Here is an 18,355-nt window from a genome sequence, read left to right on the forward strand (position 1 = left end):
GACCCTTCAGAGGAGCTTGCCGATGTCTGCCTGCCAGGAATACTTCGACCCCAGCCACCAGTTGGTCCGCGACAGCGTGCGACGTTTCGTCGAGCGTGAAATCCTTCCCCAGATCGACGAGTGGGAGGAGGCGGGCAGTTTCCCCCGTGAGCTGTACCTCAAGGCCGGGGCCGCCGGGCTTCTGGGCATCGGTTACCCCGAGGCCCTGGGCGGCAGCCATGAGGGTGATCTGTTCGCCAAGATCGCCGCCAGCGAGGAGTTGATGCGCAGTGGCTCCGGCGGCCTGGTGGCGGGCCTCGGTTCCCTGGATATCGGCCTGCCGCCCATCGTCAAATGGGCCCGCCCCGAATTGCGCGAGCGGGTCGCACCGCTGGTGTTGTCCGGGGAGAAGATCAGCGCCCTGGCGGTCACCGAGCCCGGCGGCGGCTCGGACGTGGCCAACCTGCAGACCCGCGCCGTGCGCGATGGCGATCATTACCGGCTCAGTGGCAGCAAGACCTTCATCACCAGTGGCGTGCGCGCCGACTTCTACACCGTTGCGGTGCGCACCGGCGAACCTGGCTACGGCGGTATCAGCCTGTTGCTGGTCGAAAAGGGCACGCCGGGCTTCACTGTGGGTCGGCAGTTGAAAAAGATGGGCTGGTGGGCCTCGGATACCGCCGAGCTGTTCTTCGACGATTGCCGGGTGCCGGTGGGCAACCTGATCGGCGCCGAGAACATGGGCTTTGCCTGCATCATGGGCAACTTCCAGAGCGAACGCCTGGCCCTGGCCCTGATGGCCAACATGACCTCACAGATGGCCCTGGAGGAAAGCCTGAAGTGGGCGCGCGAGCGGGAGGCGTTCGGCAAGCCCATCGCCAAGTTCCAGGTGCTCAAGCACCGTCTGGCGGAGATGGCCACGGCCCTGGAAGTTTCCCGGGAGTTCACCTATCGCCAGGCGGCGAAGATGGCCGCCGGCAAGAGTGTGATCAAGGAAATTTCCATGGCCAAGAACTTCGCCACCGATACCGCCGACCGTATTACCCACGATGCGGTGCAGATCCTCGGTGGCATGGGCTACATGCGCGAAAGCCTGGTGGAGCGCCTGTATCGCGACAACCGCATTCTGTCGATCGGCGGCGGCACTCGCGAGGTGATGAACGAAATCATCAGCAAGCAGATGGGGCTGTAGGTGCAGGCTAGCGTTCGGTCAGGGAAAACTGGGTCAGGCAGAAGGTCGGGATCCCCATGTCCTGCAGCTTCTGCGAGCCGCCCAGTTCCGGCAGGTCGATGATCGCCGCGGCTTCATAGACCTTCGCCCCCATGCGCCGTACCAGATTGGCGGCGGCGATCAGGGTGCCACCGGTGGCGATCAGGTCATCGATCAACAGCACCGAGTCGCCTTCACACAGGCTGTCGGCGTGGACTTCAATGAAGGCTTCGCCGTACTCGGTCCGGTAGCCCTCGGCCAGGATGTCGGCCGGCAGCTTGCCCTGTTTGCGGAACAGGATCAGCGGCTTGTTCAACTGGTAGGCGATGATCGAGCCGATCAGAAAACCCCGTGCGTCCATGGCGCCGATGTGGCTGAAGTCTTCTTCGACATAACGCTGGGCGAAGCTGTCCGCCACCAGGCGCAGGGCCCGGGGAGACTGGAACAGGGGGGTGATGTCGCGGAAGATCACGCCCGGTTTCGGGAAGTCGATGACGGGGCGGATCAGGGATTTGATGTCGAAGGAATCGAAGGCCATCTTCAGGTGTCCTGGCGGGCAAATAGGCCGCACCAGTATACCCGCGACCGAGCCGCCTGGCTCAGCCGCACAGGCTGTGGATCAGCCCTCCACCGAGCCGCCGGCGAGGGCGCAGAGCTGGATCGGATCGAGGATGTGCACTTCCTTGCCTTCGGCGGCAATCAGTTCGTTCTGCTGGAAACGGGTGAACACCCGGGACACGGTTTCCACGGCCAGGCCCAGGTAGTTGCCGATTTCGTTGCGCGACATGCTCAGGCGGAACTGGTTGGCCGAGAAGCCCCGGGCGCGGAAGCGCGCGGACAGGTTGACCAGGAACGTGGCGATACGCTCGTCAGCGGTCTTTTTCGACAGCAGCAGCATCATTTGCTGGTCATCGCGGATTTCCCGGCTCATGACCCGCATCAGCTGGCGACGCAGCTGTGGCAGTTGCAGTGCCAGCTCATCGAGGCGCTCGAAGGGGATTTCACACACCGAGGTGGTTTCCAGCGCCTGGGCCGAGACGGGATGGCTTTCGGTGTCCATGCCTGACAGGCCTACCAGCTCGCTGGGCAGATGGAAGCCGGTGATCTGTTCTTCGCCGCTATCGCTCAGGCTGAAGGTTTTCAGGGCGCCCGAACGCACGGCGTACACCGAGTCGAAGCCGTCACCCTGACGGAACAGGAATTCGCCTTTTTTCAATGGGCGGCCACGTTTGACGATTTCGTCCAGCGCGTCCATGTCTTCCAAATTCAGCGAAAGTGGCAGGCAGAGGGGTGCCAGGCTGCAATCCTTGCAATGGGCCTGGTTGTGAGCGCGCAGTTTAACTGGCTCGGACATTCTAGAATCCTTGTGGGAAAACACACATAAGCCGTAAGGGTAACTCACGGGAGGAGGTTCCGGCCAGTCCGTGCCGTATTGACTGTTAGTCGTAAAGCTATCCTTTTATGGGTCGATAACCTGTTAACGAAAGTAACTTGGAAGGCTGAAATTATGTCGTCCGTTGGCGCTATTACTAATGGCAGCAATAACTTGCAGTCACTTCAAGAGCCCTCGACAAGTCAGGTTGACGAGCAACTAAGAGTTTCTCCATTAGTTGCAGAGCCAGTGATCGGGGAGGGCGTCAAAGTGTCGCTGTCTGGCGCCGGCCTGAACAAATCCGCCGCCGCCAAAGGGCGTGACAGTGATATCGAGGAAAGCGGCCTGCCGGAAAACATTCAGCAGATCCTCAAGATGATCAGAAAATTGCAACAACAGATTGCCGAGACCCTCGCCCAGCTCCAGGCGGTCATGGCCGACAAGCACCTGAGCCCAGAAGAAACCAAGGTCCGGATCGGCAGCCTGCAATCTGCCCTGGCAATACTCAACGGCGGTTTGCTGACCGCCAATGCCTCCCTGGCCAAGGCAATGAAAGAAGCGGGCTTGAGCCCTGAGCAGGTGATGAAGGCTGCATCCTTGATCATGAAATCCTAGATCACCCGGGAAAACCGCTGGCGGTTCTGCTGGCCCAGGTATGCATCGAACACCATGCACACCGAGCGCACCAGTAGGCGACCGGCTGGCAGCACGATGATTGCTTCGCTGCCAAGTTCAATCAGGCCGTCGTCGGCCATCTCTTCCAGTTCCGGCCAGAGTTCATTGAAGTAGCCGCGAAAGTCGATATTGAAAGCCTGTTCGATCTCTTCGAACTTAAGACTAAAGTTGCAGATCAGTTGCTGAATAACTTCCCGGCGCAGACGGTCATCGGCATTGCATACCAAGCCGCGACTGGTGGCCAGTTGTGCGCCAGCCAAGGCATTTTGATAGTGTGTCAGGTCGCTGCTGTTCTGGCAGTAGAGATCGCCGATCTGGCTGATGGCTGAAACACCGAGCCCAATAAGGTCGCAATGACCATGAGTGGTGTAGCCCTGGAAGTTGCGTTGCAGGGTGGACTCTTCCTGGGCAATGGCCAGTTCATCATCGGGCAGGGCGAAATGATCCATGCCGATGTAGCGATAGCCGGCAGCCGTCAGCTGTTCGATGGTGCGTTGCAGCATCTGCAGCTTTTCCGCCGGGGCAGGCAGTTCGCTGCCGTTGATCCGCCGCTGGGGCATGAAACGCTCCGGCAGGTGGGCGTAATTGAACACCGAGAGCCGGTCCGGTTGCAGGCTGATGACTTCTTCCACGGTGCGGGCGAAGTTTTCCGGGGTCTGCTTGGGCAGGCCGTAGATCAGGTCGATGTTGATGGAACGGAACTGCAGGGTGCGGGCCGCTTCGATCACCGCCCGGGTTTCGTCCAGACTTTGCAGGCGATTGACCGCGCGTTGCACTGCCGGGTCCAGGTCCTGCAGGCCGATGCTGACCCGATTGAAACCCAGCTCCCGCAACAGGCCCATGGTCGACCAGTCGGCTTCCCGGGGATCGATCTCGATGCCGTAGTCGCCGGAGTCGTCGTCCAGCAGGTTGAAGTGCTTGCGCAGCAGGGCCATCAGTTGGCGCAGTTCATCGTGGTTGAGAAAGGTCGGGGTGCCGCCGCCGAAATGCAGTTGTTCCACCCGCTGGTTGGGGGCCAGGTGGCAGGCGATCAGTTGCATCTCCTGTTCCAGGCGCTGCAGGTAGGGCAGGGCGCGGCTGCGATCCTTGGTGATGACCTTGTTGCAGGCGCAGTAGTAGCAGATGTTGGCGCAGAACGGGATGTGCACGTACAGCGACAGCGGGCGCTGCGCCTTGCGGCTGTCGCGCAGGGCGTGCAGCAGGTCGAAGGCGCCGACCTGGCTGTTGAACTGCACTGCGGTCGGGTATGAGGTGTAGCGCGGTCCCGCCAGGTCGTAGCGGCGGATCAGATCTGTGTCCCAACGAATGGCGTCGAGCATGCGGGAATTCCCCCGGATAGGCTGGCAGTGTTCGCGAGTCTAGGAGGTTCAGGCCAGGGCCATCTTGACTTGTATCAAGGGTGTTCGGGAGCCGCCGGAGCAGTGCCGACGAGGCGTGCAGGCCCGGTTGCCGGGCGCCTCCCCGGGGTCAGTGGCCCATCAGCCAGTGCTGGTGAGGGCCGGGCAGGGTCCAGATGCCGAAGAGAATGACCAGCACGCCGCCAGCCATGCGTACGCTGCGCCGACGCAGCAAGGCGGTGATCCGTTCGGCTGCCAGCCCGGTGGCCAGCAGCACGGGCCAGGTGCCCAGGCCGAAGGCCAGCATCAACAGCGCGCTGTCCAGGGCGCTGCCCTGGCTCGCCGACCACAGCAGGGTGCTGTACACCAGGCCGCACGGCAGCCAGCCCCACAGCGCCCCCAGGAGCAATGCACGGGGCAGGCTGGAAACCGGCAACAGGCGGCTGGCCAGCGGCTGGATATGCCGCCACAAGCCCTTGCCAAGGCCTTCGATGCGGGTCAGGCCACTCCACCAGCCAGCCAGGTAAAGGCCCATGGCAATCAACAGCAACCCGGCCAGCACCCGCATGAACAGCGCCAGCGGACTGTTGGCTACAGCCCAGCCCGCCAGGCCCAGCAGCAGGCCGGCCAGGGCGTAGCTGAGGATGCGGCCCAGGTTGTAGGCCAGCAGCAGGCGCAGGCGTCGGCTGCGCTGTTCTGGGGGGATGGCCAGGGTCAGGGCGCCCATCAGGCCGCCGCACATGCCCAGGCAGTGGCCGCCACCCAGCAGGCCGAGGATCAGCGCAGAGACCAGCAGAGGGGCCAGTTCAAGCATGGGGCGGTTCCGATTTTCTGGCGGGGTCGGCTTCGCTGCTCGGTTGGCCCTTGGCCTCGTCCACCGCGGCGGTGTGGCTTGGGTCCTGGTCGTCGAACAGGATGCTGTGGGCCGGGCCGTCGAGATCGTCGTACTGGCCGCTGTCCACCGCCCAGAAGAAGATGTAGATGGCGATGGCCACGATCAGCAGGGCGGCCGGGATCATCACGTAAAGAGCTGGCATCTGGACTCCAGGCCCGGCGGCTCAGGCCGGCAACGGGCGGGTTTCGGGGGCGTCGGCGCTGTCGGCCGGCCGCGGCATGCGGGTCAGGCGCAGGGCGTTGAGCACCACGGTCAGGGAACTGATGGACATGCCGACCGCCGCCCACACCGGAGTGATCCAGCCGAGGGCGGCGAACGGCAGCATCAGGCCATTGTACAGCCCGGCCCAGAGCAGGTTCTCGATGATCACCCGGTGCGTGCGGCGGGCCAGGCTGAAGGCCTGCACCAGGGCATCCAGGCGATTGGACAGAAGTACCGCATCGGCGCTGGTCTTGGCCAGGTCAGTGGCCGAGCCCATGGCGACGCTGATGTCGGCGGCGGCCAGCACTGGCACATCGTTGACCCCATCGCCGAGCATCAGCACCTTGCGGCCCTGCTGGTGCAGCTGTTGCAGCACCTGCAGCTTGTCATCGGGGCGCAGGCCACCCCGGGCTTCGTCGATCTGCAGTTCGGCAGCGACACTGGCGACCATCGGCGAGCTGTCCCCGGACAGCAGCAGGGTGTGCCAGCCACGGGCCTTGCAGGCCGCCAGCAGGGCCGGAGCATCACTGCGCAGGCGGTCGTCCAGCACCAGCCAGGCGAGAGCCCCCTGGCTGTCACCGAGCAATAGCCATTGGCCGGCTTCATCGGGCATGGGCGGAACGGTACAGCCACTGAGCTGGCAAACGTAGGCTGGTTGCCCGATGCGCAGACGCTGATCGCCCACCAGGCCTTCCAGGCCCAGGCCGGGGCTGCTGGTAACTTCCTCGGCGGCCACTGGGGCACGGCCGAAAGCCCGGGCGATCGGGTGCTCGGAACGGTTTTCCAGGGCTGCGGCCAGGCTCAGGCAGTCATCGCTGGACAGGGCCCCCAATGGCCGGATGGAACGCAGCGCCAGCCGCCCTTCGGTGAGGGTGCCGGTCTTGTCGAAAATCACTGTGTCGATCTGGTTCAGGCCTTCCAGTACATGACCGCGGGTCAGCAACAGGCCGAGCTTGTGCAAGGTGCCGGTGGCGGCGGTGAGCGCTGTGGGCGTGGCCAGGGACAGCGCACAAGGGCAGGTCGCCACCAACATGGCCAGGACGATCCAGAACGCCCGTGAGGCGTCTAATTGCCACCACAGCAGCCCGATGGCGGCCGCGGCGATCAGCGAGAACAGCAGGAACCACTGGGCTGCACGATCGGCAACCTCCGCCAGCCGCGGTTTCTCTGCCTGGGCCCGGTCCAGCAGGCGCACGATGGCCGATAGCCGGGTGTCCTGGCCCAGGGCCTGGACCTGCACTGTCAACGCACCTTCGACGTTCAAGGTACCGGCGGTCACCCTATCGCCCAGGCCACGGGGCTGCGGCAGGTATTCACCGGTGAGCAGGGATTCGTCGATGCTTGATTGGCCGTCGAGGATCTTGCCGTCTGCCGGCAGTACTGCGCCGGGATGCACCAGCACCCGGTCGCCCAGGCGCAATTCGCTGAGCAGGATGCGTTCACTCTGGCCGTCTTCATCCAGGCGCAGACAGGAAGCTGGCAGCAGATTGACCAGTTGCGCGGTAGCCGCCGCGGTGCGCTCCCGGGCCCGGCGTTCCAGGTAGCGGCCGGCGAGCAGGAACAGGGCGAACATGCCGACGGCATCGAAATACAACTCGCCAATGCCGCTGATGGAGGTCCAGATGCCGGCCAGGTAGGCCCCGCCGATGGCCAGGGACACCGAGACGTCCATGGTCAGGTGGCGGGTGCGCAAATCGCGCATGGCGCCCTTGAAGAACGGTGCGCAGCTGTAGAAGACGATGGGCGTGGTGAGAAACAGCGCGACCCAGCGCAGGATCGTATGCAGCTCGGGGCTCAGGTCGATGTTGAATTCCGGCCAGGTGGCCATGGTCGCCATCATGGCCTGGAACCACAGCAGGCCGGCGACGCCCAGCTGGCGCAAGGCCAGGCGGTTTTCGCTGGCCAGTTGCTCGGAGGCGCGATCCGGCTGATACGGGTGGGCGGCGTAGCCGATGTGGCGCAGCTCGCTGAGCACCTGGCTCAAGGGCAGTTGGCTGTCGGCCCAGCGCACGTGCAGGCGGTGGTTGGACAGGTTGAGCCGGGCTTCGGCCACCGCTGGCAGGCTGCGCAGGTGTTTTTCGATCAGCCAGCCGCAGGCGGCACAACTGATGCCCTCCATGAGCAGCGTGGTTTCCGCCAGCTCGCCTTCGTGCCGGACAAAGGGCTGCTGCACGTCGGCGCGGTCGTACAGCGCCAGTTCGTCCACCAGTTGCACGGGCAGGGCTTCAGGGTTGGCCGAGGCCTCGCTGCGATGGCTGTAGTAGTGCTCCAGACCGCCAGCGACTATGGCTTCGGCCACTGCCTGGCAGCCCGGGCAGCAGAACTCCCGGGGTTGGCCAAGCACGACGGCGGTGAACCGGCTACCGGCAGGAACCGGCAGGGCACAGTGGTAGCAAGGCAGTGGCGTGGTCATCGGCGGTCTTTGTAATGTGGGAAAAACTCATCGCCGGCGCACCGATCCCGCTGCAAGGGCAGGGGAGGCGACGGGCCGGCGATGTACGGCAGGTACTGCTCAGTTCAGGTCTTCGGCACCTTGCAGGGGCTCGTCGCCCAGCAGCAGGTCCTTGTCATGGCTGACCTGTTCTTCTTCGAACATGCGCCAGGTCTTGTCGCCCTCGACCCCCAGCAGTTCGACGAAGCGCCGCCCTTCGACCTGGTCGGTCAACTGGCCGATGTAGCGCCCGTGTTCGGTTTCGCTGCGGGCCAGGGTGATCTTGCGGTCCTTTTCCGGCTGGGTGGGCGAGATCAGGTTCAGCTCCAGGGTCTTGGGCTGGCTGTCACCGCTCAGGCGCAGTTCGACTTCGCCGGTCAGCTCATCGAGGTGCACGTTGGCGCGCATCTTCAGGGTCTGGGCCAGCAGCTCGCGGTCCAGGGAGCGGTTGATGCCCTTGCCGGCCTCGTAGTAGTTGTCGTTGACCAGGTTGTCCGGGTTGTTCACGGCAATGGTCACCATGGACAGGGTCAGGGTCACGGAACAGGCGAGGATGCCGATGATGATCCAGGGCCAGAGGTGCTTGTACCAGGGGCTTGCGGCGGTGGCTGCGGGCATGATCACTTCTCTTAACGAATTTGTGGGCCGATGAACCGGCTCTTGGCTTCAACATGGACGCTGTCATCGTCGGCATCCTTGAGGATGAACTTCACCTCGTTGGTGGTCGATGGCAGCTGTTCGGGAGCAATCGACAGCTCCACCGGCATGCTGACGATATCGCCGGCCACCACGTGGATTTCGCGCTTGCCTTGCAGCTTCAGGTCCGGCAGGCCGGAGGCGTCCAGCACATAGGTGTGATCGCGCTGGTCCTTGTTCATGATCTTCAGGCTGTAGACGTTTTCGATCCGGCCTTCGGCGTTTTCGCGGTACAGCACCCGGTCCTTGCTGACATCGAAGCCCACCAGCGAACGCATGAAAAATGCTGTAACCAGCAGGCTGATCATGGCCAGCAGCACCAGGGCATAGCCGATCAGGCGCGGGCGCAGTTTATGGGTTTTCTGCCCCGAGAGGTTGTGTTCGGTGGTGTAGCTGATGAGCCCGCGGGGGTACTCCATCTTGTCCATGATGCTGTCGCAGGCGTCGATGCAGGCTGCGCAGCCGATGCATTCGATCTGCAGGCCGTCACGGATGTCGATGCCGGTGGGGCAGACCTGGACACACATGGTGCAGTCGATGCAGTCGCCCAGGCCCTGGGCCTTGTAGTCGGCGCCTTTCTTGCGCGGGCCACGGGCTTCGCCACGGCGTGGGTCGTAGGAAACGATCAGGGTGTCCTTGTCGAACATCACGCTCTGGAAGCGTGCATAGGGGCACATGTAGATGCACACCTGTTCCCGCAGCCAGCCGGCGTTGCCGTAGGTGGCCAGGGTGAAGAAGCCGACCCAGAAGTAGGACCAGCCATCGGCCTGGCCGGTGAAGAAGTCGATGACCAGTTCGCGGATCGGCGAGAAGTAGCCGACGAAGGTCATGCCGGTGACGAAGCCGATCAGCAGCCAGAGGCTGTGCTTGCTGAATTTGCGCAGGAACTTGTTGGCGCTCATGGGCGCCTTGTCCAGCTTGATGCGCTGGTTGCGATCGCCTTCGGTGACCTTTTCGCACCACATGAAGATCCAGGTCCAGACACTCTGCGGGCAGGTGTAGCCGCACCAGATGCGGCCGGCATAGACGGTGATGAAGAACAGGCCGAAGGCGGCGATGATCAACAGGCCCGAGAGCAGGATGAAATCCTGGGGCCAGAACGTGGCGCCAAAGATGAAGAATTTGCGTTCCGGCAGGTTCCACCAGACAGCCTGGTGGCCGCCCCAGTTGAGCCACACTGTACCGAAGTACAGAAGGAACAATCCGGCGCCGCCAAGCATGCGCAGATTGCGGAACAGGCCGGTGAAGGCGCGGGTGTAGATTTTTTCCCTGGAGGCGTAGAGATCGACGCTGTTGGTCGCGTTTTTGGCAGGCGGGGTAACGTCTTGTACGGGAATCTGGTTGCTCATCATTGCATCCCACGGCAGTGGAAAAATGCCTCGGTCGATGCGTGCCGACCGCGGTCAAAAGGGGTGTTGCAGTGGCGCAATGATACGCCTGTAGCTCTAGCGCAAGGGTGCGACCTTTGGTCGCGTTGGGGGAAATCAACTGATGGTGTAATGACTTGAATCAATTGACTTGTGGATTATGGACCCTTTTGCACGTCGCGCCGTTCAATTCTTCCAGGGAGTGAGCAGGCGTACGCCGCAGGTCTCGAAGTCCGCCATATCGTCGAATCCTGGCTACCGGGTTGCCGGAAAGGGTGATCCGCCGTCGAGCGTCAGCCGATGCCAGGCGCAAACAAAACGGCCCCGCCAATGTTGATTGGCGGGGCCGTCGGGTGTTGCTTTCAGGCGTCGGTCTTACTCGGCATCGGCCTGCTTGTCACCGTGGGACAGGCTGTAGACATAAGCCGCCAGCAGGTGAACCTTGTCGTTGCCTTGCAGTTGTTCCTGCGCTGGCATCACGCCTTGACGGCCGTAACGAATGGTCTGCTGCAGTTGGGCGAAGCTCGAACCGTAGATGAAGGCTGCCGGGTGAGTCAGGTTAGGCGCGCCCATGGCTGGGGTGCCTTTGCCTTCCGGGCCGTGGCATACCGCGCAGTTGGCGGCGAACAGCTTCTGGCCGTTGACCGGGTCGGCCTTCAGGCCTTCCGGCAACTTGCGGCCGTCGAGGTTGGTCAGGACATAGGCGGCAACGTCACTGACGCCTTGTTCCTTGATCACGTCCAGCCAGGCCGGCATCACTGCGTGACGGCCGCCCATGATGGTGGTCTTGATGGTTTCCGGCTCGCCGCCCCAGCGCCAGTCGGCGTCGGTCAGGTTGGGAAAGCCATAGGCGCCCTTGGCGTCGGAACCGTGGCAGACCGAGCAGTTGGATGCGAACAGACGGCCACCCATTTTCAGGGCTTGCGGGTCCTTGGCCACTTCTTCGATAGGCATGGCAGCGTACTTGGCGAAGATCGGACCGAACTTGGCGTCCGACTTGGCCATTTCCTTTTCCCACTCGTGGACGCCGGTCCAGCCGGACTGGCCGTTGGCGAACGGGGTCTGCTTCTCGTTATCGAGGTAGTTGTAGCCCGGCAGAACGCCTTTCCAGTTGCCCAGGCCCGGGTACAGCACCAGGTAGCCCAGGGCGAAGACGATGGTGCCGACGAACAGCATGAACCACCATTTCGGCAGGGGGTTGTCGTACTCCTCGATCCCGTCGAAGGAGTGGCCGACCGTCTCGTCGGTCTGCTCGGCGCGCTGGCCCTTGCGGGTCGACAGCAGCAGCCAGGTCAGGGCGAAGATGGTACCCAGACTGAGGACTGTGACGTACAGACTCCAGAACGTAGTCATTCTTTGTTACTCCTAGAAGCTTGCTCGACGTGCTTGATGGCGTCGGGATCATCCGCGAACGGCAGCAAGGTTGCGTCTTCAAACTCGGACTTGCGCTTGGGGCTGAACACCCAGAGCGCCAAACCGATGAAGGCCACCATCACAACAAGGGTGCCCAGGCCACGAATCATCCCGATATCCATCTAGATCACCGTTTGCTTTTGATGATGGTGCCCAGGCCTTGCAGATAGGCCACCAGCGCGTCCATTTCGGTTTTGCCCTTCACGGCATCCTTGGCACCGGCGATGTCTTCGTCGGTGTAAGGGACGCCGAGCGTGCGCAAGACTTCCATTTTCTTCGCGGTGTCTTTGCCGTCGAGCTTGTTTTCTACGAGGAACGGATAAGCCGGCATCTTCGACTCGGGCACCACGTTGCGCGGGTTGTACAAGTGCGCGCGCTGCCAGTCATCGGAGTAACGACCGCCCACTCGGGCCAGGTCCGGGCCGGTACGCTTGGAACCCCACAGGAAAGGGTGGTCCCAGACGCTCTCACCAGCCACCGAGTAGTGACCATAGCGTTCGGTTTCAGCGCGGAACGGACGGATCATCTGCGAGTGGCAGCCGACACAGCCGTTGGCGATGTAGACGTCGCGGCCTTCCAGTTCCAGTGCGGTACGCGGCTTCATGCCTTCCACCGGCTTGTTGGTGACGTCCTGGAAGAACAGCGGGACGATCTGGGTCAGGCCGCCGATGCTGACGGCGATGACCATGAAGAAGGCCAGCAGGCCAATATTCTTCTCGACTACTTCGTGCTTCATCAGTGAGCTCCAACTACAGCGATCTGAGCAGCGGCTTCAGCTTCAGCCGGGTTCGAGGCGCGAACGGTACGGAACACGTTGTACGCCATGATCAGCATGCCGGTGGCGAAGAACGCACCGCCCAGAGCACGGACGATAAAGCCCGGGTGGCTGGCTTGCAGCGCTTCGACGAAGGAGTAGGTGAGGGTGCCGTCATCGTTGATTGCACGCCACATCAGGCCCTGGGTGATGCCGTTGACCCACATCGAGGCGATGTAGAGCACGGTACCGATGGTAGCCAGCCAGAAGTGGGTGTTGATCAGGCCGATGCTGTGCATCTGCTGACGCCCGAAGACTTTAGGGATCAGGTGGTACAGGGCGCCGATGGAGATCATCGCTACCCAGCCCAGAGCGCCGGCGTGTACGTGGCCGATGGTCCAGTCGGTGTAGTGCGAGAGCGAGTTGACGGTCTTGATCGCCATCATCGGACCTTCGAAGGTCGACATGCCGTAGAACGCCAGCGATACCACCAGGAAGCGCAGGATCGGGTCGGTGCGCAGCTTATGCCAGGCGCCCGAGAGGGTCATCATGCCGTTGATCATGCCGCCCCAGCTTGGCGCCAGCAGGATGATCGACATGGCCATGCCCAGGGACTGGGCCCAGTCCGGCAGCGCGGTGTAGTGCAGGTGGTGCGGACCGGCCCAGATGTACAGGGTGATCAGCGCCCAGAAGTGCACGATGGACAGGCGATAGGAATAGATCGGACGCTCGGCCTGCTTGGGTACGAAGTAGTACATCATCCCCAGGAAGCCGGTGGTCAGGAAGAAGCCCACGGCGTTGTGGCCGTACCACCACTGGATCATCGCATCAGTCGCGCCGGCATAGGCCGAGTAGGACTTGAAGAAGCTGACCGGCAGGGAAGCGTGGTTGACGATGTGCAGCATCGCGGTCACCACGATGAAGGCACCGTAGAACCAGTTGCCCACGTAGATGTGCTTGGTCTTGCGCTTGGTGATGGTGCCGAAGAATACCAGGCCGTAGGTGACCCAGACGATCGCCAGCAGGATAGCCAGGGGCCATTCCAGTTCGGCGTATTCCTTGGTGGTGGTGTAACCCAGTGGCAGGGTCACGATCGCGCCGACGATCACCGCTTGCCAACCCCAGAAGGTGAAGGCCGCGAGGCTGTCGGAAATCAGTCGCGTCTGGCAGGTTCGCTGCACGACATAGTAAGAGGTGGCAAACAATGCACATCCACCGAAGGCGAAGATCACCAGGTTGGTGTGCAGCGGGCGCAGGCGTCCAAACGTCGTCCACGGCAGACCGAAGTTCAACTCCGGCCATACCAGTTGTGAGGCGATGAAGACACCGAGCCCCATGCCAAGGATCCCCCAGACCACCGTCATGATGGCGAACTGGCGGACTACCTTATAGTTATAAGCAGTCGGACTGATTGCTGTGCTCATTCTAAGGTTCCACGGTTTGGGTGTTTTATTAGGGATAAAAATCGGTCGCAAGTATGGAGAAAGCAGGGGGTCATTGCAACGCGCTATGACCTGGGTCAATGCGTTCCATGCCTGATTCTGCGGCCTTTCCCTATGCCGAGTAGGGACAAAAAATTGCCCTCGGACAAGCTGTCGCCATGGACAGGAAACGGGGGGTGTCAGGTCGGTTGTAACCGGGTGTGTGGAAGCTGATGGATCAGCTGACAGGCGGTAAGAGAGTCGACAGCCGGTATAAACCAGCCTTTGCGGCCTGTCATCGAGCAGAAGCTTCGAACGTCACGGATACCGTTGGCCTGTGACCAGCCCGTGCCAGTCCCCATCGGGGCAAGCTTAGACCTGAATCAGATGAGTGCAAACGCGCTGCGGGAGAGGGTGCGACACTTGGTCGCAAAGGAGCGGGAGGTTGAACCACGAGCGGCAAGCTGCAAGTCGGGAACCCGCAGCTTGCCGTGACTCGTCTTACTGGGTGTTTTCAGCCTGTGGCTTGTTGCCGTGGGAGAGGCTGTAAACGTAGGCGGCCAGCAGTTGCACCTTGTCATTGCCGAGCAGTTCGCTCTGCGCTGGCATGTGGCCCTGGCGACCATGGCGGATGGTCTGTTGCAGTTGGGCCAGGCTGGTGCCGTAGATGAAGCCGGCGGGCTGGGTCAGGTCGGGCGCGCCCATGATCTGGGTGCCTTTGCCGTCAGCGCCGTGGCAGGCTACGCAGGTGGTGCTGAACGCTTGCTGTCCGGCTACCAGGTCGGCATCGCTGTCGGCTGGCAGGGGCAGGCCGGCCAGGTCGTGGCGAACGTAAGCTGCCACGTTCTTCACGCCTGCTTCCTTGAGCACTTCGCCCCAGGCCGGCATGGCCGCCATGCGGCCGCCCATGATGGTGGCCTTGATGGTGTCGGCGCTGCCGCCCCACCGCCAGTTGTCGTCCGCCAGGTTCGGGAAGCCGAAGGCACCCTTGGCGTCGGAACCGTGGCAGACCGAGCAGTTGGAGGCGAACAGGCGTCCGCCCATTTTCAGCGCTTGCGGGTCCTTGGCCACTTCTTCCACCGGCATGGCCGCGAATTTGGCGAAGATCGGACCAAACTTCACGTCCGCCTTGGCCATCTCCTTTTCCCATTCCTTGGTCTGGGTCCAGCCGTCTTCATAGCCCGGCAGGATGCCTTTCCAGTTGCCCAGACCCGGGTAGAGGATCAGGTAGCCAACGGAAAACACCAGGGTCCCGGCGAACAGCAGGAACCACCATTGCGGCAGGGGGTTGTCGTACTCCTCGATGCCATCGAAGGCGTGGCCCATGGTCTGGTCGACACTGCCCTTGGTCTCGCCCTTGCGGGTGCCGACCAGCAGCCAGGTCAGACCGATCAGGCTGCCAATGGTCAGTACGCAGATCCACGTACTCCAGAAGGTGGTCATGGCCGAATGCTCCTTGTTGCAGGCTCTTGAGGTTGAGCGTCATCAGTTGTGTTACCGGCCGGTGCCGTGCCCGGCATCGGGTCATCGGCGAAGGGCAGCAGGCGGGCCTGGGCAAACTCGGGATTGCGCTTTGAGTTGAACACCCAGATCGACAGGCCGATGAAGGCGATCATCACCACCAGGGTCCCGAGGCCGCGGATCATGCCGCTATCGAGTTCAAAACCCATGGCTCACCTCTTGCTCTTGATCGAAGTGCCAAGCACTTGCAGGTAGGAGACCAGGGCGTCCATTTCGGTCTTGCCCTTGAGCGTGGCGGTGGCGCCGGCGATGTCTTCGTCGGTGTACGGCACGCCCAGGGTGCGCATGACCTTGAGCTTGGTTTCGGTGTGGCTGCTGTCCACCGGTGCGGTCACCAGCCATGGGTAGGCCGGCATCTTCGACTCGGGCACCACGTTGCGCGGGTTGTACAGGTGCGCACGGTGCCAGTCATCGGAGTAGCGACCGCCCACCCGGGCCAGGTCCGGACCGGTACGCTTGGAACCCCACAGGAACGGGTGGTCCCAGACGCTTTCACCGGCCACCGAGTAGTGACCATAACGCTCGGTCTCGGCGCGGAACGGACGGATCATCTGCGAGTGGCACTGTACGCAGCCTTCGCGGATGTAGATGTCGCGGCCTTCCAGCTGCAGGGCGGTGTAGGGCTTCATGCCTTCCACCGGCTTGTTGGTGACGTCCTGGAAGAACAGCGGGACGATCTGGGTCAGACCGCCGATGCTCACCGCGAAGACCATCAGCAGCATCAGCAGGCCGACGTTTTTCTCAATCGTTTCGTGTTTCATGGCGGACTCCTCAGGCCATCTGCGCAGCGGCGTTGACTTCGGCTGGCACTGCGGCACGCACGGTGCGCCAGGTGTTGTAAGCCATCAGGAACATGCCGCTGAGGAAGATCGCACCACCCACCAGTCGCACGATGAAGCCTGGGTGGCTGGCCACCAGGGTTTCGACGAAGGAGTAGGTGAGAGTGCCGTCCTCGTTGACCGCACGCCACATCAGGCCCTGGGCGATACCGTTGACCCACATCGAAGCGATGTAGAGCACGGTGCCGATGGTAGCCAGCCAGAAGTGGGTGTTGATCAGGCCGGTGCTGTACATCTGCTCGCGGCCGAAGACTTTCGGGATCAGGTGGTACAGCGCGCCGATGGAGATCATCGCTACCCAGCCGAGGGCGCCGGCGTGTACGTGGCCGATGGTCCAGTCGGTGTAGTGGGAGAGGGCGTTGACGGTCTTGATCGCCATCATCGGACCTTCGAAGGTCGACATGCCGTAGAACGCCAGGGATACCACCAGGAAGCGCAGGATCGGGTCGCTGCGCAGCTTATGCCAGGCGCCCGAGAGGGTCATCATGCCGTTGATCATGCCGCCCCAGCTTGGCGCCAGCAGAACCAGCGACATCACCATCCCTAAGGATTGAGCCCAGTCCGGCAGCGCGGTGTAGTGCAGGTGGTGCGGACCGGCCCAGATGTACAGGGTGATCAGTGCCCAGAAGTGCACGATCGACAGGCGATAGGAGTACACCGGGCGCTCGGCCTGCTTGGGTACGAAGTAGTACATCATCCCCAGGAAGCCCGCGGTCAGGAAGAAGCCCACGGCGTTGTGGCCGTACCACCATTGCACCATCGCATCGGTCGCACCGGCATACACCGAGTAGGACTTGGTGAAGCTGACCGGCAGTTCCAGGTTGTTGACGATGTGCAGGATGGCCACGGTGATGATGAACGCGCCGAAGAACCAGTTACCCACATAGATGTGCTTGGTCTTGCGCTGCATCAGGGTGCCGAAGAACACGATGGCGTAGGCCACCCAGACAATGGTGATCAGGATATCGATCGGCCATTCCAGTTCGGCGTATTCCTTGGAGCTGGTGTAGCCCAGTGGCAGGCTGATGGCCGCCAGGAGGATCACCAGTTGCCAGCCCCAGAAGCAGAACGCGGCGATTTTCGGCGCGAACAGCGTGGTCTGGCAGGTGCGTTGCACCGAGTAGAACGAGCTGGCAAATAGCGCACAGCCGCCGAAGGCGAAGATCACCGCGTTGGTGTGCAATGGCCGCAGACGGCCGAAGCTGGTCCACGGTAAGTCGAAGTTGAGTTCGGGCCAGACCAACTGGGCAGCGAGAAAAACCCCGAGCCCCATGCCGACGATGCCCCACACCACCGTCATAATGGCGAATTGGCGGACCACCTTGTAGTTGTAGGCGGTACTGATAGAAGTGTTCATGGTTCCCCATCCACGGTTCAGTTGAAGTGAAAGCGACTGCGCACGGCAAGGCGCGCTCACTTCGTCTGGAGTTATAGGCAGACTAAAAGCGAGGCAAGCATGAGCAATGAGCACAAGGCCAGTATTGACGGGGGTCAATGGGCGCAGTGTGTGCGGGAGCGGGGCTGGTTGTGGGATGTCGCGCAGGGCGTCGAGGTGCAGTCGGCGCCGACCCTGATCCTCGCCCATGGCGCCGGCGCGCCCATGGACAGTGGGTTCATGAACGATATTGCTGTACGCCTTGCGGGGCATGGGGTGAACGTCTTGCGCTTCGAGTTTCCCTACATGGCCCAGCGGCGCCTGGACGGCGGCAAACGCCCGCCCAACCCGACGCCCAGGCTGCTGGAATGCTGGCGCGAGGTGCATGCCCTGGTGCGACCTTATGTCACTGGGGTGTTGGCGGTGGGCGGCAAGTCCATGGGCGGGCGCATGGCCAGTTTGCTGGCTGATGAACTGCAGGCCGATGCATTGGTGTGCCTGGGCTATCCGTTCTATGCCGCCGGCAAACCGGAAAAACCGCGGGTGGCGCATCTGGCCGATCTGTCAGTACCGAGCCTGATCGTGCAGGGCGAGCGTGACGCCCTGGGCAATCGCCAGGCGGTCGAGGCCTATACATTGGCAGCCAGTATTGAGTTGTACTGGCTGGCGGCCGCTGATCACGATCTCAAGCCCCTGAAGGCCTCGGGTTTCAGCCATGAGCAGCATCTGGAATCTGCGGCGCTCAAGGTTGCTGCCTTTCTGAAAGCGCTGAGCTGATCCTGCAGGAGCGAGCTTGCTCGCGAAGCGTTCACCCGGCCTTCGAATTTGGAGCGCGGTGAAGATTTATCGCGAGCAAGCTCGCTCCTACG

General features: G+C 62.4%; 19 protein-coding genes. 3 read left to right on the top strand and 16 right to left on the bottom strand.

Annotated features, from left to right (window positions below):
* Positions 1 to 22: 22 nt before the first annotated feature.
* Positions 23 to 1,171 carry an acyl-CoA dehydrogenase family protein gene (locus tag A9971_RS02235; protein WP_011060228.1) on the top strand — a complete coding sequence of 383 codons (1,149 nt, stop codon included), beginning with the start codon at positions 23 to 25 and terminating at the stop codon, positions 1,169 to 1,171.
* Positions 1,172 to 1,178: 7 nt separating this feature from the next.
* Here A9971_RS02235 and A9971_RS02240 read toward each other — a convergent pair whose 3' ends face one another.
* Together A9971_RS02240 and fnrA are read right to left on the bottom strand one after the other, a co-directional pair.
* Complete coding sequence (locus tag A9971_RS02240) at positions 1,179 to 1,727, bottom strand: adenine phosphoribosyltransferase (RefSeq protein WP_011060229.1); 549 nt, start codon at positions 1,725 to 1,727, stop codon at positions 1,179 to 1,181.
* An 81-nt stretch (positions 1,728 to 1,808) separates the two neighbouring features.
* Positions 1,809 to 2,543, bottom strand: a complete 735-nt coding sequence (gene fnrA, locus A9971_RS02245) for a Crp/Fnr family transcriptional regulator FnrA (protein ID WP_011060230.1) — start codon at positions 2,541 to 2,543, stop codon at positions 1,809 to 1,811.
* Between the two features lie 153 nt (positions 2,544 to 2,696).
* Here fnrA and A9971_RS02250 point away from each other — a divergent pair, with 153 nt between their 5' ends.
* A complete protein-coding gene (locus A9971_RS02250; RefSeq protein WP_065363452.1) occupies positions 2,697 to 3,176 on the top strand; it encodes a hypothetical protein in 480 nt (159 codons plus the stop codon).
* Here the strand turns inward: A9971_RS02250 and hemN are convergent.
* The 14 genes from hemN to ccoN (A9971_RS02320) form a co-directional block, all read right to left on the bottom strand.
* Positions 3,173 to 4,555 carry an oxygen-independent coproporphyrinogen III oxidase gene (hemN, locus tag A9971_RS02255; RefSeq protein WP_011060232.1) on the bottom strand — a complete coding sequence of 461 codons (1,383 nt, stop codon included), beginning with the start codon at positions 4,553 to 4,555 and terminating at the stop codon, positions 3,173 to 3,175. The genes A9971_RS02250 and hemN overlap by 4 nt on opposite strands.
* Before the next feature lie 148 nt (positions 4,556 to 4,703).
* The gene (locus A9971_RS02260) at positions 4,704 to 5,387 is read right to left on the bottom strand and encodes a sulfite exporter TauE/SafE family protein (protein ID WP_011060233.1); all 684 of its coding nucleotides are present in this window, start codon (positions 5,385 to 5,387) and stop codon (positions 4,704 to 4,706) included.
* A complete protein-coding gene (ccoS, locus tag A9971_RS02265; protein ID WP_011060234.1) occupies positions 5,380 to 5,610 on the bottom strand; it encodes a cbb3-type cytochrome oxidase assembly protein CcoS in 231 nt (76 codons plus the stop codon). The genes A9971_RS02260 and ccoS overlap by 8 nt, the downstream gene beginning before the upstream one ends.
* A 21-nt stretch (positions 5,611 to 5,631) precedes the next feature.
* Positions 5,632 to 8,082, bottom strand: a complete 2,451-nt coding sequence (locus tag A9971_RS02270; protein ID WP_183000806.1) for a heavy metal translocating P-type ATPase — start codon at positions 8,080 to 8,082, stop codon at positions 5,632 to 5,634.
* A gap of 99 nt (positions 8,083 to 8,181) precedes the next feature.
* A complete protein-coding gene (locus A9971_RS02275; RefSeq protein WP_011060236.1) occupies positions 8,182 to 8,718 on the bottom strand; it encodes a FixH family protein in 537 nt (178 codons plus the stop codon).
* Positions 8,719 to 8,729: 11 nt separating this feature from the next.
* Complete coding sequence (gene ccoG / locus A9971_RS02280) at positions 8,730 to 10,145, bottom strand: cytochrome c oxidase accessory protein CcoG (protein WP_011060237.1); 1,416 nt, start codon at positions 10,143 to 10,145, stop codon at positions 8,730 to 8,732.
* Positions 10,146 to 10,538: 393 nt separating this feature from the next.
* On the bottom strand, positions 10,539 to 11,516 hold the full coding sequence (gene ccoP, locus A9971_RS02285) for a cytochrome-c oxidase, cbb3-type subunit III (protein WP_011060238.1): 978 nt from the start codon (positions 11,514 to 11,516) through the stop codon (positions 10,539 to 10,541).
* Positions 11,513 to 11,698, bottom strand: coding sequence for a CcoQ/FixQ family Cbb3-type cytochrome c oxidase assembly chaperone (locus A9971_RS02290; RefSeq protein ID WP_011060239.1), 186 nt, complete (start codon positions 11,696 to 11,698; stop codon positions 11,513 to 11,515). The genes ccoP (A9971_RS02285) and A9971_RS02290 overlap by 4 nt, the downstream gene beginning before the upstream one ends.
* Before the next feature lie 5 nt (positions 11,699 to 11,703).
* On the bottom strand, positions 11,704 to 12,312 hold the full coding sequence (gene ccoO / locus A9971_RS02295; RefSeq protein ID WP_011060240.1) for a cytochrome-c oxidase, cbb3-type subunit II: 609 nt from the start codon (positions 12,310 to 12,312) through the stop codon (positions 11,704 to 11,706).
* Complete coding sequence (gene ccoN, locus A9971_RS02300) at positions 12,312 to 13,754, bottom strand: cytochrome-c oxidase, cbb3-type subunit I (RefSeq protein WP_011060241.1); 1,443 nt, start codon at positions 13,752 to 13,754, stop codon at positions 12,312 to 12,314. Before ccoN (A9971_RS02300) ends, ccoO (A9971_RS02295) begins: the two co-directional genes overlap by 1 nt.
* A 498-nt stretch (positions 13,755 to 14,252) precedes the next feature.
* Complete coding sequence (ccoP, locus tag A9971_RS02305) at positions 14,253 to 15,194, bottom strand: cytochrome-c oxidase, cbb3-type subunit III (RefSeq protein WP_011060242.1); 942 nt, start codon at positions 15,192 to 15,194, stop codon at positions 14,253 to 14,255.
* A complete protein-coding gene (locus A9971_RS02310) occupies positions 15,191 to 15,421 on the bottom strand; it encodes a cbb3-type cytochrome c oxidase subunit 3 (protein ID WP_011060243.1) in 231 nt (76 codons plus the stop codon). Before A9971_RS02310 ends, ccoP (A9971_RS02305) begins: the two co-directional genes overlap by 4 nt.
* Before the next feature lie 3 nt (positions 15,422 to 15,424).
* Positions 15,425 to 16,033 carry a cytochrome-c oxidase, cbb3-type subunit II gene (gene ccoO / locus A9971_RS02315; protein WP_011060244.1) on the bottom strand — a complete coding sequence of 203 codons (609 nt, stop codon included), beginning with the start codon at positions 16,031 to 16,033 and terminating at the stop codon, positions 15,425 to 15,427.
* 10 nt (positions 16,034 to 16,043) lie between these two features.
* Entirely contained in the window at positions 16,044 to 17,468 is a 1,425-nt protein-coding gene (gene ccoN, locus A9971_RS02320) for a cytochrome-c oxidase, cbb3-type subunit I (RefSeq protein WP_011060245.1), read from the bottom strand.
* A gap of 99 nt (positions 17,469 to 17,567) precedes the next feature.
* On the opposite strand from ccoN (A9971_RS02320), the gene A9971_RS02325 reads away from it, so the two are divergent.
* The gene (locus A9971_RS02325; protein ID WP_183000807.1) at positions 17,568 to 18,263 is read left to right on the top strand and encodes an alpha/beta family hydrolase; all 696 of its coding nucleotides are present in this window, start codon (positions 17,568 to 17,570) and stop codon (positions 18,261 to 18,263) included.
* Positions 18,264 to 18,355 lie beyond the last annotated feature (92 nt).

The sequence above is a fragment of the Pseudomonas sp. UME65 genome, from assembly GCF_014170225.1.
GTDB classification, from domain to species: Bacteria; Pseudomonadota; Gammaproteobacteria; order Pseudomonadales; family Pseudomonadaceae; genus Aquipseudomonas; species Aquipseudomonas protegens.